Genomic DNA, 17,440 nt, shown 5'->3' with positions numbered 1-17,440 from the left:
TTTCAGGAAGTCGTGGGAGAAATGCCGTGGGCAATTTCAATGTTGCTAAGTTTGGTGGAACCAGTGTTGCAAATTTTGAGGCTATGAGCCGCTGTGCAGCCATTATCGAATCAAATCCAAATACCAAATTAGTTGTTAGCAGTGCATGTTCAGGTGTCACAAACCTGTTAGTCGAACTCGCCAATGGCGTTCAAGATCAAGTGCAGCGTAGTGAAATATTAACCAAACTCGCTGAAATCCATAATGCGGTATTGGACCAACTTGAAGATTCCGCACAAGCGGCAGCCGAGGTATACACTATCCTCGATACTGTCACTAGCCTTGCAGAAGCCGCTTCTATTCAAGCCAGCAGTAAACTCACCGATCATCTAGTCGCATGTGGGGAACTAATGTCTACCCACCTTCTTACTCAACTAATGAAAGAACGAGGAGTTGCTGCAACTCGTTTTGACATTCGCGATGTGCTTCGTACTGACAGTAACTTTGGTAAAGCAGAACCCGAACTAGAGAACATACGTCAACTGGCTGAAGAGAAACTGCTTCCCCTATGCCAAGATTTTGTTGTCGTAACCCAAGGTTTTATTGGTTCAGATGGCGAAGGCAATACCACTACACTAGGACGCGGTGGTAGCGACTATAGTGCAGCCCTCATTGCAGAAGCGGTACAAGCATCTGGCCTAGAGATATGGACTGATGTCCCTGGAATCTACACCACAGACCCTCGCATCGCACCAAAGGCATCTCCAATCCCAGAAATCAGCTTTAGCGAAGCATCAGAAATGGCAAACTTTGGTGCGAAGATCTTACACCCTTCGACCTTAGTACCCGCCTTGCGTCACGATATTCCTGTCTTTGTCGGCTCATCCAAAGAGCCTGAAAAAGGTGGGACGTGGATTCGCCATCAGGTAGAAAGCTCTCCGCTATTTCGTGCATTGGCCCTGCGCTGTAACCAGACGATGGTCACTCTGCGTAGCGCAAAAATGTTCCACGCTTACGGCTTTTTAGCGCGAGTGTTTGAAATATTAGCCAAACACAAAGTTTCGGTGGATTTAATCACCACCTCAGAGATCAGCGTTTCGTTAACATTGGATCAAACCGATACCTCAGGCGGAGCCCCTCAACTACCTGAAGCTGCCCGTATTGAGTTGGAAGAGCTATGTAGCGTCGACGTCGAGCACAACTTATGTCTGGTTGCCCTTATCGGCAACAACATGAGCGAAAGCAAAGGCTATGCGAAACAAGTCTTTGGAACACTTGAGGATTTCAACTTGCGAATGATCTGTTACGGTGCAAGTCCGCACAACCTCTGCTTCTTAGTGCATGAGTCCGTCTCAAAGCAAGCGATCCAAAAGCTGCACACTGAGTTGTTTGAGGGCTAAGAAAAACAAAAGGTTGGCACTACGCCAACCTTTTATTATTCAAGCCAAAGTATAGGGAGTTGCTACTCGCCAGCAACCTTCATAGACTCAAGCAAAATTGAGCCAGTTTGGATTTGAGAACGTGTTTCCACATCATTACCAACTGCAACAATTTGCTGGAACATCTGCTTTAAGTTACCAGCAATGGTAATTTCAGATACTGGATATTGAATTTGACCATTCTCAACCCAGAAACCAGCAGCACCACGTGAGTAGTCACCAGTCACAACATTGACCCCTTGGCCCATTGTTTCAGTCACTAGCAAACCTGTGCCCAATTCTTTCAGCATCTGTTCAAAGCTCTGGCCCGTTGATTGAACAAACCAGTTGTGAATACCACCAGCATGACCTGTTGGCGTCATATCCATCTTACGTGCCGCGTAGCTTGTCAGCAGATACGTCGCCAGCACGCCATCGGTAATGATCTCTCGATCTTGGGTAAAGACACCTTCACTATCAAAAGGGCTAGATGCGAGACCACGCAGCACATGCGGTTTTTCTGCAATATTGAACCAATCAGGTAGAACCTTCTCGCCCAATTGATCCAGTAAGAATGACGATTTTCGGTATAAGTTGCCACCACTAATCGCCATGACTAAATGGCCAATCAATCCCGTCGCAACGTCCGCTGCAAACATCACTGGATACTGACCCGTTTTTAGCTTCTGCGCATCTAAACGGCTGATAGTCTTTTCAGCAGCTTTCAAGCCAACAGCCTCTGGAGACCAAAGATCATCTTTGTGGCGAGAAACGGTATAATCGTAGTCACGTTCCATCTCACCATTGGCACCCTGTCCAATCACACAGCAGCTAGTGCTATGACGGCTAGATGCATAACTAGCCAACAAGCCATGGCTATTGCCATATACCTTCAGTCCATAATGGCTATCGTAACTCGCACCATCGCTTTGTTTAATTTTATCGCTGTACTCAAGCGCAGCTTTCTCAGAGGCAATTGCAACCTGGGCAGCATAGTCTGGATCAGGCGTGTCTGGGTGGAATAGATCCAAGTCAGGGATCTCTTTGACCATCAACTCTTTAGGCGCGGGACCAGCGTAAGGATCTTCAGAGGTATACTGAGCAATATCGAGCGCAGCCAATACGGTTTGTTGAATCGCTTTTTCACTTAAGTCAGAGGTTGAAGCACTGCCCTTACGTTGACCGCGGTAAACCGTAATACCCAACGCACCGTCACTATTAAATTCCACATTTTCCACTTCACACATGCGAGTAGAGACACTCAGGCCAGTGGTTTTAGTGATCGCAACTTCCGCACCATCAGACTTTTCTGCAGCCATTTCTAATGCTTTAGCGACTGCGGCTTCAAGCTCAACACGCTGTTGAGCAACTTGCTCTCTTACGTCCATATCAACTTAGTTCTAAAGATTTGTTCTCTCTAGGATAACAAGAATTTCGCTTTCTCCCCATGATTCTTGTTAAAATAGAGAAATAGATGGTCAAATTAAGGCAAAGAGATGGCACGTAAAAACCAAAAAGCGCCATGGGAAGAGGAAGAAGAAATCATCTGGGTAAGTAAGACCGAGATGAAACGCGACATGGAAGAGCTGCAGCAACTGGGTGAAGAGCTTGCAAGCCTGAAACCTTCTGTCCTTGAGAAGTTTCCGCTGAGTGAAGACTTAGCCGAAGCAATCAAAGATGCTCAACGCTTCAAAAACGAAGCGCGTCGTCGCCAATTGCAATACATTGGCAAACTCATGCGCTTTGAAGACCCTGAGCCACTACAAGCTGCATTAGATAAAGTACGCAACAAGCACTCACAAGCAACGGCGCACCTCCACAAGCTAGAACAGCTGCGTGACCGCATCGTTGAAGAGGGGGATGCAGCGATTGGTGACGCAATGGAGCTTTACCCAAGCGCCGATCGTCAACGCCTACGCCAGCTCGCTCGCCAGGCGGCTAAAGAGAAAAAATCGGGTAAGCCAGCGAAAGCATACCGCGAGATCTTCCAAGTACTAAAAGCACTGAGTGACGAAGAGTTCTAAAGCTCAAAAACTAAAAAGGATTGATGCTAATACATCAATCCTTTTTTACACCTCAGCTAGCTTGCCAACGTTCGATTACTCCCCAGCCCTCACAAACTCGCTCAAGGCAGGGTTGTCATGGTTTGAAACTAACTGCGAAATATCTCCCGCCACTTCAACTTTCCCATTCGTAACAAAGATAAAGTCAGAGGCTATCGCTTTCGCATCACTAATATGATGAGTCACCATCAGCACGGTAATGTTTCTTTCTTTGGCGAGTTTTGCCACCAGCGCTAACATTTCTTCACGTAAGATAGGATCAAGGGCAGAAAAAGGCTCATCCAATAACCAAACAGGATGTGGCTGGACAAAACAGCGAGCGAGTGCCACTCGTTGACGCTGGCCTCCTGATAACTGTTCTGGTAACCGGTCAAGGTACCCATCTACCCCAACTTGTTTAGCCGCAAGCTTCACTTGTTGCTGCTGAGCATCGCTAAGTTTTAACCCCGGGTGCAAACCTAAGCCAATATTCTGACGAACCGTTAAGTGAGCAAAGAGATTGTGCTCTTGAAACAGCATGGCAAAAGGGCGTTGATAAGGCGGTAAACCAACAATTTCCTCTCCCTTAACGCAAATTGAACCTTTCACTGGCTCAATAAAGCCAGCAACCAAAGCCAATAAAGTGGATTTGCCAGCCCCACTAGGTCCCATTAATGCCGCAATAGCACCTTGCTCAATCGACACATCAAAGTGAAATAATTCATTGTGATAGTAGTAATCTACGTTACTCAGAGACAGCATGATTGACCTTATTATTGACTTTAAACAGCGTTTCGATGAGCGTGAAACATCCCACGCTAAGTAACAGCAATGTCACGGAAACCACTGCCGCCGCCTCCATTTGATAACTGCCTAATAGCTGAAACAAATAGAGTGGTAGGGTGCGAAATTCTTGACTGCCAAACAGAGCAATAGCACTGAGGTCGCCAATCGCAAACATAAAACTAATAGCAAACGCATGTGCCATCGGTTTTTTTAACGCTTTCCATTCTACAATCAGAAAACGCTGCCATCCTTTCATCCCCAAACTGGCACAGAGGTATTGGTACTGTTGTTCGACCTGAAGCATCGGTTGCGATAGGGTTTTAATCACATACGGTAACCCCATTAGAGCGTTAACTGATACCACAACAAAAAAAGCTAAACTGAATACGTCGGTAAATGAACGCAATAACAAAAATAGCCCAGTCGACACAACCAAGCCTGGCGTGACCAAAATAATCGTACCGATAAGCTCAATATTATCAGCTCGCCGCTCTCTTGCGTTCAGCCGTAGTCGTCGGCTTGTCATCAAGATGGCTATACCTGCCAATAAAGCAATAAAGCTGGCTAACGTCGCCACTTTCAATGAGGCCCAAAGAGCTAACCAGAAGCGCTGGTCAGTAAACACTTGGTAAACTTGGCTATTGATTCCACTCAACACCACCATCACCAACGGCGGCAAAACCAACATGGAAGAAAACCCAATCCAACTATAATCCCATACCTTCGTTCGCCAGCTTTCCCCAGTTAAGTATTGGCGCCTTGCACTGCCAACCGAGCTAACAGATATGGGCTTACCCAAACGCTGAATAATCAAAGCCATCAAACCACACAGAGTCATCTGCCAAATCGCCAATAAGGCCCCAGCTTGAAGGTCGAAATCAAATTTGATCGCTTGATAAATCGCTAACTCAATTGTGGTCGATTTGGGCCCGCCCCCCAAAGCCATTACAGTAGCAAAGCTGGTAAAGCAGAGCATAAATACTAAACCGCAAACATGCGCAAGTTGCTGTTTCATTCGTGGCCACTCGACCCATACGAACTTTTGCCAAGGCTTCATACCTAGATGTGCACAGAGCTTGTGTTGTTCTTCAGGAATCGATTCTAAAGACTGGAGCAGCAACCGACTTGCATAAGGTAAGTTAAAAAACACATGCGCAAGTAAGATTCCATTTAAGCCATAGATGGAAAAAGGCAACCTACTATCAAAATAAGCAAAACCATCTGCCAGCAAACCACTATTACCATATATGGCTAGTAACCCAAATACACCGACTAGTACTGGCAACACCAAGGTAGTCGCAAACAGCTTTAGCAATAATTTCTTGCCAGGAAAATCTCTACGAGAAAGCGCATGTGCAACCGGAATCGCCAGCCCAACACTTAGTAAGGTCGAAAGAAAAGATTGGTAAAAACTGAACTTAGTGACATGACGATAGTAAGGATCTTGCCACACCTCAGAGAGATTTAAAGACGGCGCTTCAATCAATAAAGCAGCCAAGGCAGAAACAACAAAGGCCGCGATAAAAACCGCGACCCCTAAGCCTATTTTGGGAATACTACGCAAAGAATACCCTTAGAAAGTTAGCGCACTTTGCCATTCACGGATCCAAGATTTACGGTTCTCCGCTACTTTATCCGCACTGAAGCTAAGCGCCTTACTAGGTACAGTTAATGTTTCAAATCCTGTTGGCAGCTCTACGTTGGTCACTGGGTACATCCAGTTGCCCGTTGGCATCACAGATTGGAAATCATCACTTAAGATAAACGCCATAAATTCATCAGCCAATGCTTGGTTGCTTGAAGCCTTAACTTTCGCTGCCACTTCAACTTGTGTGTAGTGACCTTCGCTAAAGTCAGCCGCGGCAAACTTAGCGTCATTTTCAGCAATCAAGTGGTAGGCTGGCGACGTGGTGTAAGACAGCACTAAGTCAGACTCGCCTTCTAAAAACATAGAGTAAGCTTCTGACCAACCTTTGGTTACCGTAACTGTCTTTTTCGCTAGATTTTGCCAAGCTTGAGCCGCGTCATCACCATAAATAGACTTCATCCACAACATCAGGCCTTGACCTGGCGTTGATGTACGCGGGTCTTGATATATGACCTTCAAATCGTCACGAGACTCAACCAGCTCCTTCAAGCTTTTTGGAGGGTTCGCCAACTTCTCTTTGTTGTAAACAAACGCAAAATAACCGAAGTCATAAGGTACAAATGTCTTGTCATCCCAACCATTTGGCAGTGTAACGGAAGCCGTATCAACGCTGTGCTCAGCTAGCAAGCCCGTCTTCTTCGCTTCCGCCATCAAATTGTTATCTAGACCTAATACGATATCTGCTTTGCTATTTTTCCCTTCTAAGCGCAAGCGGTTCAGGATCGACACACCATCGTCCAAGGCTACAAAATTCACATCACAGCCGCACTTGGCTTCGAATGCTTGCTCCACTTTAGGACCTGGGCCCCAATCGGCAGCAAAAGAATCGTAGGTATAAACTGTTAGCGTTTTGTCTGCCGCTACAGCTGAAAATGAAGATAGGGTTGCTAACGCAATCGCGCTAAAAGAAATGGTGCTCAGAGTGGTTTTCACTGCTCGCTCTCTCCTTGTTGAGCGGCACAGGTTTGAGGGACATGTAACATTGCCAGTATGTCCTAACTCAATTCCTACGCCAGCATTATCTGGTTCAGGTCTACGGGTCCCGACTTTCACCAATCAATGGTAAAGTTCGATCTCAGCTTCATTGAAACAATGAATAGCTCCCCGATGAGTATCGGCTTGATTGTAATAGTTATGAGACTCAATAGCTAGAGTCGTTCCTCTAACCATTAATCTCGGTGGTCATACCCCCAGCGAGGAACCAAACCTTGTTCCACACCTAGATGATCCAAAATACGAGCGACCATAAAGTCGATCAAATCTTCAATTGATTTAGGCTGGTGATAAAAACCTGGAGCGGCTGGCATAATCGTTACGCCCATTTGGGACAGTTTATGCATATTTTCAAGGTGTAGCGTAGAAAAAGGCGTTTCACGCACTACTAATAAAAGTTGACCACGCTCTTTCATCACCACATCGGCTGCACGTTCAATCAGATTATCCGACATCCCGTGGGCGATCGCCGCGACACTACCAGCAGAGCAAGGGCAAACAACCATTTGCTTCGGAGCCGCAGAGCCTGATGCCACAGGTGAGAACCAGTCATCCTTACCGCATACAACCAGTTTATCCGCATCGCATTTGAGATGGTCCACCAACGCTTGCTTAGCAGAGTCTGGATTGGCAGACAACTTTAGCCCATGTTCGGTAGCCAACACGACGCGAGCCGCGGAAGAGATCAAAAGAAAGACTTGGTAATCTGCCGCGATCAAACACTCCAAAAGGCGCAGGCCATAAGGTGCGCCAGAGGCACCAGTGAATGCTAAAGTGATCGCTTTATCTGTTTTATTCATTGAAAGTATTTCTTATTTGCTAATTTTTCTTGGCCGCCAATTTATTGAGCAACTTGTTGTGAATGCCTTCGAAACCGCCATTACTCATTACCAGAATCTGATCACCTGGCTGAGCTTGCTCTGCAATCATCGTGACTAAATCATCAACACTGTCTGATGTGTACGCTGATTGAGCACACTGTTTAGCGACCTCCTCTACAGACCAATCAATGGTCTCAGGCTGGTAGAGAAAGACTGAATCAGCCGCATGAAGAGAAGCGGCAAGAGTTTCCTTGTGCACACCGCGTTTCATGGTTGCGCTGCGTGGCTCAAGTACCGCAAAGATTCGATTTTGACCGACTTTGTTACGTAATCCACCTAAGGTTAGTTCAATCGCCGTTGGGTGATGGGCAAAATCGTCGTAAACCGTCACACCTTCAACTTCGCCCTTTAACTCTAAACGTCGCTTAGTGTTGATAAACTTTCCAAGCGCTTCGCATGCAAGATCTGGTGTTACACCAACATGCCTCGCTGCCGCTATCGCCATTAAGGCATTGTCGACATTATGATCTCCAACTAAATCCCAACACACTTCGCCGACTTGACTGCCTTGGAAGAAAACCTTAAAGCGAGAACCATCATTGACGACTTTTTCCGCTTGCCAATCTCCTTGCTCGCCACTGAACTCAGTTTCGCTCCAGCAACCTCGCTCAAGTACATCAGCCAAAGCGCTATCTTGCTTGGGAGCCAAGATTCTACCATTGCCTGGAACGGTGCGAACTAAGTGGTGGAACTGACGTTTAATGGCTTCAAGATCATCAAAAATATCAGCATGGTCGAACTCTAGATTGTTCATCACTAAAGTACGTGGGTGGTAATGAACAAACTTAGAACGTTTATCGAAAAAAGCACTGTCATATTCGTCTGCTTCAACAACAAAGAACATGCTTTCACCTAGTCGCGCAGATACACCAAAGTTACCCAATACGCCGCCGACCAAAAAGCCCGGCTGATAACCACACTCTTCTAAGATCCAAGCGAGCATGCTGGAAGTGGTGGTTTTACCATGGGTACCAGATACCGCTAACACCCAACGATCATGCAGTAAAAACTCTTGTAACCATTGAGGACCCGAGGTGTAGCGTAGATTGCTATTAAGCACATGTTCAACACAAGGGTTGCCACGACTCATCGCATTGCCAATAACCACGAGGTCAGGAGCTGGATCAAGCTGAGATGGGTCAAAGCCCTCAATGATTTCAATACCTTGAGACTCAAGCAAGGTACTCATGGGAGGATAAACATTCGCGTCGCTTCCCGTCACTTTGTGACCAAGCTGACGAGCCAATACCGCGGCTCCACCCATAAACGTGCCACAAATTCCCAAGATATGAATATGCATAAACTGACCCTGTATCAGGCAAATAATTGTCTCGACATTATGGCGATAAAGCCCTGAAAAGCGAACTACTTTGATCACTGAATGACGCAAGCCTAACTTAATTGAACAATCTTTACACACGACATACAGTGAATAGTTGGGTATGAAAACCATTATCAAGTCGACAAATAAATTGAGATCTCAAACAGTTAGTTCATTACCAATAAAAAGATCTTACTTTTAAAATTAATTCGGGCGCTGATTAAAGATCCGTAAGAGATCGACACTGTCCACTCCCCTTATTTTTGAGCGACTTTTAAAGGAATAACCATGTCTGGAATGCGCACCCTTGGCGAGTTCATTGTTGAAAAGCAAGCGGACTTCCCCCACGCTAGCGGTGATCTATCATCCCTACTTTCTTCAATTCGCCTTGCTGCTAAAATTGTAAACCGAGAAATCAATGCCGCTGGCCTTGGTGATATTACCGGGGCAGTAGGTTCTGAAAACGTCCAAGGTGAAGATCAGCAAAAACTTGATGTTTACGCCAACGATAAGTTTAAAGCAGCACTCGAAGCTCGTGACCAAGTTTGTGGTGTCGCGAGTGAGGAAGAAGACGAAGCGGTAGCATTTAACAAAGAACTCAACAAAAACGCTAAATACGTTGTATTGATGGACCCATTAGATGGTTCTTCAAACATCGACGTTAACGTGTCGGTTGGTACTATCTTCTCTATCTACCGTCGCGTATCACCGATTGGTACACCGCCAACGGAAGAGGACTTCCTTCAACCAGGTCACAAACAAGTTGCTGCAGGCTATGTGATCTATGGTTCGTCAACCATGTTGGTTTACACCACAGGTAACGGTGTGAATGGCTTTACTTACGATCCATCATTAGGCACTTTCTGTTTGTCACATGAAAATATGATGATCCCTGAAGATGGGACTATCTACTCTATCAATGAAGGCAACTACATTCGCTTCCCTATGGGCGTGAAGAAATACATCAAGTACTGCCAAGAAAACGCGCCTAGCGAGAAGCGTCCATACACTTCGCGCTATATCGGTTCATTGGTAGCAGACTTCCATCGCAACTTACTAAAAGGCGGTATCTACTTATATCCAAGTACCCAGAGCCATCCAAACGGTAAGTTGCGCTTACTGTATGAGTGCAATCCAATGGCCTACATTATTGAGCAAGCTGGCGGTGTGGCGTCTGACGGTGTCAATCGAATCATGGATATCAAGCCAACCGAGTTACACCAGCGTGTTCCTTTCTTTGTCGGCTCAACCAACATGGTGAAAAAGGTTGAGGAATTCCTAGAACTCAATCGAGACGAAGACCAATAACTTCCCTTAAGGCGCTCATCGAGCGCCTTTTCTATAATCAGTATTGATTAATCTGATTTTCTTGAGCAAAGTCTCGCCTTACACATTTACAAAAAACCGAGTTTAGCAGTAAGGTATTTTGGTTAAATTTCAGCCCATACTTCTACAAAAAGGAACTTTAGCAATGAGCTTAAACAACGTACCAGCAGGCAAATCTCTTCCAGATGATATCTATGTAGTTATTGAGATTCCCGCAAACGCTGATCCGATTAAATACGAAGTCGACAAAGACTCTGGCGCAGTATTTGTCGACCGCTTTATGTCGGCTCCTATGTTCTACCCATGTAACTACGGCTACGTAAATCACACACTCTCGCTTGATGGTGATCCTGTGGATGTGCTGGTCCCGACTCCGCACCCACTAATGCCAGGTTCGGTCATTCGTTGTCGCCCAGTTGGCGTATTAAAAATGACCGATGAATCAGGTGAAGATGCAAAAGTTGTTGCTGTACCGCATTCTAAATTGTCAAAAGAATATGATCACATTCAAGATGTTGGGGATATTCCAGAGCTGCTTAAAGCGCAGATCACGCACTTCTTCGAACGTTACAAGGAGCTTGAGTCGGGTAAATGGGTGAAAGTCGATGGTTGGCAAGATGTAGCAGCCGCTCGCCAAGAAATCCTAGAGTCTTACGAACGCGCGCAAAAATAAACCTCTCTGCGAGAGCCTAACTAAAACCGCATTTAAAAAGCCCGCATTCAGCGGGCTTCTTTATAAACGTCCTGCCGTGGCACTTCGGCCAGACATATAATCTTGATAATAAAATGGGTTGAGATCATCACACACCCCATAATAAGGTTTTCCCACAACTCCTAGCATATATGGGTTTTGTTCACAGTAAATCAAACGACCTTGTTGGTAACCCTCTAGATAGGCTGCATACAGCGCACGATTAAATGTTCCCGTTTTATCTTGTTTAGCCAATCGCGATTCCGTTTGCTTGAGCAATCCTTTCTGACCTCTCTGCTCACCGTAAGCTTTCCAATCAGTGACAGAGCCCGACTGGGGGATAGGTAAAGCACTGCATCCAGCAAGTAAAAAAATAAATGCGGTGATAATGACTTTATTCATCTCCATCCCTCCAAATAAACGCTCTAAACGCGCTGGCACCAATCTCCAGAAGCCAACAAGCTATCTAACTGACTGGTGTCTTGATACAAATAAATCCAAGCTCGCCCAAACGGTGTTTCAATTTGCTCACGTCGGTACTCGACTGGTACGTCTTCCAGTTCATCGACTCGAGCTAACGTTTCATCATCAATGAGGTAAACTTCACCGGTAATCGAGCTATGGCCTTCAGTTACAGCAGGATACGCACCTAAATCATAAAGCGCGTACTCAGGAGGCGTTTCATGACATCCCAAAAATTCAGCCGCTTCAAGAAAGCCCTGATTACTTTCCCCTTTACGCAAGGTACCGTAAACAAATAATAGATGTTGCATCGCCTTTCCCTGACTTCGTTGTCTTTTAAATTTAGTTGAATTCGAATTGATAGAGTAAGTCTACTGCACTGCTCACTCCAGTGACTGCTTCAACATAGAGATCTTTCATCAATCGGTAACGGACGGTGAACTCTCCAACAGAATCAAATATACCAACGCCATACTTGACCTGAAGCCCTGGCAGAACGTATCCACTGACCGTTACCTGAGATTCTTCGCCTGAGCCCGCTGTATCTAGTTGTAGATCTTGCACACCAAACGCTTCACCGATTTCACCGACTACGCGGCCACTTTTCGCCAAGCTCAAGCCAATTAACGTTGTGGTCATTGCATTGCCACCCGACTCACCATCAATATCTTGACCTCTAAGCAGATATGACAATGCATTCGCTTGAGGCATCGCAGGATCTGAGAAGATCGTGACAACAGGCTCCGTTGCCGGGCCTGTCACTTTCACACCCGCTGTCACATCATCTTGGGTATTATCTGGGTTACGAATTGCTTTGATTTGTACGTATGGCTGATCTACGGGACCATTCATCAAGATCTTTCCTTGCTCAATGACCAAGTCTTGACCAAATGACTGGTAGGAGCCATCGACAATGTTAATTTCACCAGTAACGAATGGGCCTTTATCACGCTGAGCGACATTTAGCTTACCTACCAATCCACCTTCTAGACCAAAGGCTGACAATTTAAAGTCATCGCCAATCGAGATATTAATATTGGTTTCAACGGCAAATGGTATCGAGGTAGTGCTGTCTTCTGGCTGCAGTTGAGCATTAAGAATCACTTGATCCTTGGATACACCAATAGCGCTTGGAGGAAGCTCTTCCACCACCACTCGTCCCCACGGAAGCGCAATATCGCCTTCGATTTTTGCATTTTTTGGCGAGGCTGAGATCGTCATGTCCGGTACCACTTTCATTTCAACCATCGGTGGTACTTCTACTTTGAGTTCATCAGCAAAAACGCGTAAGCGAGTGCTCCAGTCTTGCAAGTTTTGCCAATCGGCATCACCTGTGAGTTTCAAGGTTCCATCCGGTGTCTTCAACGCCGAAGTAAGCGTTGCTTGATAGCCTGAAAAGTCGATTTTCAACTCGCCAGAGTCAACCTGTACTGGTGAGATATCGCCATGAAGCAACATATCCTCAATCAAGAACTGACCTTCCACTTTCGGCTGTAACAAAGGACCAGATAACGCGAGTTCTGTGGTTATATTAGATTTAAGTTGGCTGTACTGACCTAACAAAGGGGACAGGAAGTCCAAGTTGAAAGTAGAAAGATTCAGCTTGCCCTCAATTTGTTTATCTTCAACGGCAACATTTGGAATGGTTGCTCGACCGGAAATATCACCGTTGTCACGAATATCAATTAACCAGTCAGCATCTAAGCGATCTTGTTTTAGATTCGCATTGAGCTCAATCGCCTCCCAACCAACGTTCAACGGCGTATCCAGTTTTTGTGTAACGTCACCTTTTGGCAAGCTAATCGTCGCCTTCAGTTCAGGTGAGCCCTCTTCACTCCATTTGGCCCAGAGGTCTGCATTTACTTCCCCCTTAAGCTCAGTTTCTTGAGGGACAAACGCTTTGATCTGCTCAAAATCAAACTGCTTGATACTCAAGCTCGCTTCACCACTTTTTCCGACTTCAATATTTTCATTCAAACAAATGGAAGAGTCAGCCTGCAGCCAGCAGTGCGCAGCAACCGATACTCGCTCAGTCGCAGCAGCAAAACCTAATGATGTCGACTCAGCTAACGTCCATTCCCCTTGCTGAGAAGAGAGAGTCATACGCTCTATTGCGCCATTCCATAAGATATCGGGCTTCTCAATCAATGAGCCAGACAACGCTAGACTAGTCGACGCAACATTAGACGTAACATCCAACGTTAATTGATGCGCTTTCTGAGTACCGCTGAACGCCAACTCTACATCATCAACGATATAATCTTGATAGCTTGCCTCTTTCACCACCAATTTTAAGTCACCACTAGGTGCTGGAAGCGGTGATACATCCCCTTTCAGGGTAACGTGTTGTACTTGAGCCTGCTGCTGCCAATCAACAGAATCAATATCTAACGCGAGAGAGACCTTTGGCTCTTTTAGCGGGCCACGTAATCGAACATCACCAATAGCTTTCCCCGCTAAATCTGGAACGGACTTGGCGAGCTCAGGCAAATCGAGTGACAGATCCATATTCCAGTTTTTATTCAAAGATCCTTTGGCATTGACGTTATTGGGACCATGAGAAAGCACCAACCCCGGAGTATCCACATGAAAATCGCTTTTACCCTGAAGGTCTGACGCAGTTAGCCTACCTTCAACGTTCAGAGGATATTCACGTAGTACACCATCGATATCGAGTTTACTCACCGACACTTGCCAGCCACCAGCTTGCGTCAAAGAGCCCGTGGTAGACAGAACGCCACTGATATCCCCTTCCGCATCAGGCCACTGGAGGCCAGGTTGAATATGAGTCAACGAAAGATTTGCAGCCCAGTTAATTGGCTTCTGCCAGTTAGCCATTACATCACCAGACACTGATCCACCAAGAGTATTCAGAGTCATAGAGCTCAGGTTGATTTGTTCCAGTGTGCCTTTGCCGTTAACCTCCAGATCAAGATCGGGCAGCTCTTTCCCCTTAATGACCGTCGCTAACTTTACGTCATACCCTTTTAACGAGCCTTGAGATTCTAGTTCTTCGATATCAACAAAGTAATCACCTTTGCCATGCAGAGGCCATTGAACTTTGCCCTTTTGGAGTGCAATATCAAACGGTAAATCAGGGTCAAGCGGATGCAATTTAGCTTGCAGTTCCGCTTGTGCTAAGCCACTTAACGAAGCATCCAAAGCGAGCTGCGCAACACTCCCAGTCGCCGACAAAGAGAGCGCTTGCCCTTTCGCTGTCTCTTCCTTTACCGTCGCTTGAAGGTTCAAGCTTAATGGGTAGCCATTATTTAGCGTAATTTGAGTGTCGAGTTTTGCCTCCACCTCTGGCATATCGAGTTCTAACGTTGAAACTGTCACCTGTGAACCAGAAGCTTTCGCTTCTAACCCTAAATGGTTCACGATAACCGGCGTATCCTGTTTAAGCTCAAAGTCAGTGACATCAATACGCACGACTTCCATTTGCAGAGGAAGCTCAATATCAGGCAGTTCAATGGTTGTTGGTTCTGTTGTCACTGGCGGTGGTGTCACTGGCGCTTCTTCAACGCTTGCCAGTTCCAAAGTCATCTTTTGCAATGCCGTTTTGCTTAATCTCAAGTGATTGCCTTGAAAAACAAAGCCCGTGGTAAATGACTGCCAATCGACTTTGTTTCCTAATACATTCAAGTCGATATCGTCGAGTGCGATACGAGAAACGCGAATAGGCACTGGAGTGGAAATGTTACCACTACCTGATGATTCTGCTTCTGGCTCAGAGGAAGGCGCACTCTCTGGCATCGAAAATCTCAGACCATCAATGGCTAGCTCGTCCACACATACGCCCGGTTCAGTGAAGCAAAGAGGGTTTATGGCCAATGTCGCAGAGCGAACTTCACTTTCAATACCCAAATCAGAATCATTAAATTGAACTTGATTAAGTGTAAAGCGAGGGAACAGCGCGCCTTGATAAGACTCAACCTTTAGCTGGGGAACAAATTTTTCGGCCGCCCATAAAATGGTTCCTAAGCCTGGATGAGTAAATAGCAAAAAACTCACGCCTAAGATTAGCGTGAGCAACAGTCCTAGTAGAGAAAATGAAAGCCATTTCGACCACTTTAATACCACTTTGGTCATAGTTCAGGCCCCAAGGTAAAATGCACTTTAAATCGTTTATCAGGGTCGTCTTCATCAAGACCCCATGCAAAATCTAATCGAATCGGTCCGACAGGTGACGCCCAGCGAACACCAAAACCAGTACCTCGCTTAAACTCTGGTGACTCATTAAATGCATCACCATAGTCATAGAACAAGGCACCCCACCAGTCACCATAGAGACGGTATTGGTATTCTAGCGACGTCGTTACCATATATTTAGCACCAGTCAGTGCATTACTTTCATCTTTTGGTGAGATCGACTCGAAACCATAACCACGTAAGTTGTTGTCACCACCAGCAAAGAACCGAAGTGACGGTGAAAGCTTCTCAAACTCTTCAACGACGTTAGCGCCGCCATCTACTCGGAAAAGACCACGATGATTGTCACCAGCGCTGCGAACCCAGGTCATACCACCTTGGAATCGAGCCACTCTTGTTTCAGAAAAGACACTCGGATCACCATACTCTAGAGTGAAACTTTGCCGGTCTCCCCACATTGGCATGGCTCCGCCACGGATTCTGCTGCGAGAAAATGAAATACCCGGTAAAACAAACTGCGCGTTATCATCTTGCAAACCTTGCTCATAGTTTTCTAGCAAGTAACGCACAAATACCGTCCGGTGCCATCCGTTATCGAGTATCCAGTGACGCTCTACCGCAAGGTTGGACTCCAGACTTTTCGTATCGCGACTATCAAGGTTTTTCATTCCATATTGAATGCGATAATAGTCATTCAAGACATCTTCTAGAGGGATTCGATAACCCGCCGTAATGGTCTGCTCTGGCGCGGATAACGAGATGCTACTGTCAAAGCTGTGGCCACGATCATTTACCCAGGGCTTTTTCCACTTTAATGAACCTCGAACGCCCACATCAGTCGAATAGCCAAGACCCGTTTCTAATTTATTACGCGCTTGAGGTGCAAGAGAGATCTTCATTGGTAACTCGCGGCCTTCACCTAACTTACTGAGGTCTGGCTCAACAAACACAGATGAAAACCAATCGGTATTGGACAGATTCTGGTTGTACTCACCCACTTTAGAAACTAGGTAAGCGTCTCCCTCTTCGTAAGGAGCAAGCGACATCACACGATCCAGCTTAATTTGGCTACCAGTAACGGTACTGGAGCCAAAGTGGTAGCGGATCCCACTATCAAAGTGAAGGCGAACAAAGGCTTTACGGACACTTGGGGCGACTTCTAAACGACTAAGCGTGTAGTCACCTTCAAAATAGCCTTTCTGCAAAGCCAAATTGCGGATTTTAGACTTCAATCCATCGTAAAGGCTGTGATTAACTCTCACTCCTTTCTTTAAACCGCTGTTCTCAATCAAAGCGATAAAGTCCGGGTCATCCTTTGCCTCACCTGAGATTTGAATATCCACTTCGGTCAGCCGAATCGAATGACCTCGGTCAACCGTTACAATCAACTCATCGCCGCTGTCTGAAACTTCAAATTTAAAGGTAGGATGGTAATAACCGACCGCACTAAGCGCTTCTGTAATATTACGTTGTACGCGAGCCTGAAAGCGCAAACTGGTATCGTAATCCTGCTCAGGAATGGAAGATAAATAGGCATCCACATTATCTTGTACCGATCCCTTTAGTCCCTCAATCGTAAGATCCACATCCTTAGCCAAAGCCAGAGTGGGAGAGAGAAGAAGTGCAATCAGAACTGGTAAAGGTTTGCGTAACATGCTTAATTATCTTTCTATATCAGGTAAAGGAATAATACCGCCTGAAAAATGATAAGTCTGTATGAAAACAGTCAATTGGTCGGTCT

The 17,440-nt window shown here is 45.9% G+C and carries 14 protein-coding genes and 1 riboswitch; of the genes, 4 read left to right on the top strand and 10 right to left on the bottom strand.

What is annotated here, in order from left to right:
- Positions 1-26: 26 nt before the first annotated feature.
- Complete coding sequence (gene lysC / locus AC4MRV_RS08445; RefSeq protein WP_491186989.1) at positions 27-1,379, top strand: lysine-sensitive aspartokinase 3; 1,353 nt, start codon at positions 27-29, stop codon at positions 1,377-1,379.
- 62 nt (positions 1,380-1,441) lie between these two features.
- Here the strand turns inward: lysC and pmbA are convergent, their stop codons facing one another.
- Positions 1,442-2,785: a metalloprotease PmbA gene (pmbA, locus tag AC4MRV_RS08440; protein WP_491186988.1), complete on the bottom strand. Its 1,344-nt coding sequence runs from the start codon at positions 2,783-2,785 to the stop codon at positions 1,442-1,444.
- 108 nt (positions 2,786-2,893) lie between these two features.
- Here pmbA and yjgA point away from each other — a divergent pair, with 108 nt between their 5' ends.
- Entirely contained in the window at positions 2,894-3,421 is a 528-nt protein-coding gene (yjgA, locus tag AC4MRV_RS08435; protein ID WP_491186987.1) for a ribosome biogenesis factor YjgA, read from the top strand.
- Between the two features lie 75 nt (positions 3,422-3,496).
- On the opposite strand, the gene thiQ is transcribed toward yjgA, so the two are convergent.
- The 5 genes from thiQ to mpl form a co-directional block, all read right to left on the bottom strand.
- A complete protein-coding gene (thiQ, locus tag AC4MRV_RS08430; RefSeq protein ID WP_491186986.1) occupies positions 3,497-4,201 on the bottom strand; it encodes a thiamine ABC transporter ATP-binding protein in 705 nt (234 codons plus the stop codon).
- On the bottom strand, positions 4,185-5,789 hold the full coding sequence (gene thiP, locus AC4MRV_RS08425; RefSeq protein WP_491186985.1) for a thiamine/thiamine pyrophosphate ABC transporter permease ThiP: 1,605 nt from the start codon (positions 5,787-5,789) through the stop codon (positions 4,185-4,187). Before thiP ends, thiQ begins: the two co-directional genes overlap by 17 nt.
- Positions 5,790-5,798: 9 nt before the next feature.
- Positions 5,799-6,806, bottom strand: coding sequence for a thiamine ABC transporter substrate binding subunit (gene thiB / locus AC4MRV_RS08420; RefSeq protein ID WP_491186984.1), 1,008 nt, complete (start codon positions 6,804-6,806; stop codon positions 5,799-5,801).
- Positions 6,807-6,860: 54 nt separating this feature from the next.
- Positions 6,861-6,990: riboswitch (TPP riboswitch) on the bottom strand.
- A 52-nt stretch (positions 6,991-7,042) separates the two neighbouring features.
- Positions 7,043-7,666, bottom strand: a complete 624-nt coding sequence (locus AC4MRV_RS08415) for a flavin prenyltransferase UbiX (protein WP_491186983.1) — start codon at positions 7,664-7,666, stop codon at positions 7,043-7,045.
- 19 nt (positions 7,667-7,685) lie between these two features.
- Positions 7,686-9,047 (bottom strand): UDP-N-acetylmuramate:L-alanyl-gamma-D-glutamyl-meso-diaminopimelate ligase, encoded by a 1,362-nt coding sequence (mpl, locus tag AC4MRV_RS08410; protein WP_491186982.1) that lies wholly within the window; start codon positions 9,045-9,047, stop codon positions 7,686-7,688.
- A gap of 309 nt (positions 9,048-9,356) precedes the next feature.
- Here mpl and fbp point away from each other — a divergent pair, with 309 nt between their 5' ends.
- Positions 9,357-10,376: a class 1 fructose-bisphosphatase gene (fbp, locus tag AC4MRV_RS08405; protein ID WP_491186981.1), complete on the top strand. Its 1,020-nt coding sequence runs from the start codon at positions 9,357-9,359 to the stop codon at positions 10,374-10,376.
- A gap of 163 nt (positions 10,377-10,539) precedes the next feature.
- Positions 10,540-11,067, top strand: a complete 528-nt coding sequence (gene ppa, locus AC4MRV_RS08400) for an inorganic diphosphatase (protein WP_491186980.1) — start codon at positions 10,540-10,542, stop codon at positions 11,065-11,067.
- A gap of 60 nt (positions 11,068-11,127) precedes the next feature.
- On the opposite strand, the gene AC4MRV_RS08395 is transcribed toward ppa, so the two are convergent.
- Genes AC4MRV_RS08395 through tamA form a run of 4 tightly spaced genes read right to left on the bottom strand, consistent with a single transcriptional unit; the run spans position 11,128 to position 17,354 of the window.
- Entirely contained in the window at positions 11,128-11,487 is a 360-nt protein-coding gene (locus AC4MRV_RS08395; RefSeq protein ID WP_491186979.1) for a DUF2799 domain-containing protein, read from the bottom strand.
- 23 nt (positions 11,488-11,510) lie between these two features.
- Positions 11,511-11,858: a gamma-glutamylcyclotransferase family protein gene (locus AC4MRV_RS08390; protein WP_491186978.1), complete on the bottom strand. Its 348-nt coding sequence runs from the start codon at positions 11,856-11,858 to the stop codon at positions 11,511-11,513.
- A gap of 31 nt (positions 11,859-11,889) precedes the next feature.
- On the bottom strand, positions 11,890-15,639 hold the full coding sequence (gene tamB, locus AC4MRV_RS08385; protein WP_491186977.1) for an autotransporter assembly complex protein TamB: 3,750 nt from the start codon (positions 15,637-15,639) through the stop codon (positions 11,890-11,892).
- The gene (gene tamA / locus AC4MRV_RS08380) at positions 15,636-17,354 is read right to left on the bottom strand and encodes an autotransporter assembly complex protein TamA (RefSeq protein ID WP_491186976.1); all 1,719 of its coding nucleotides are present in this window, start codon (positions 17,352-17,354) and stop codon (positions 15,636-15,638) included. The genes tamB and tamA overlap by 4 nt, the downstream gene beginning before the upstream one ends.
- Between the last annotated feature and the right edge of the window lie 86 nt (positions 17,355-17,440).

It is taken from the genome of Vibrio sp., from assembly GCF_984391705.1.
This window is presented reverse-complemented; position numbering and strand designations above follow the sequence as displayed.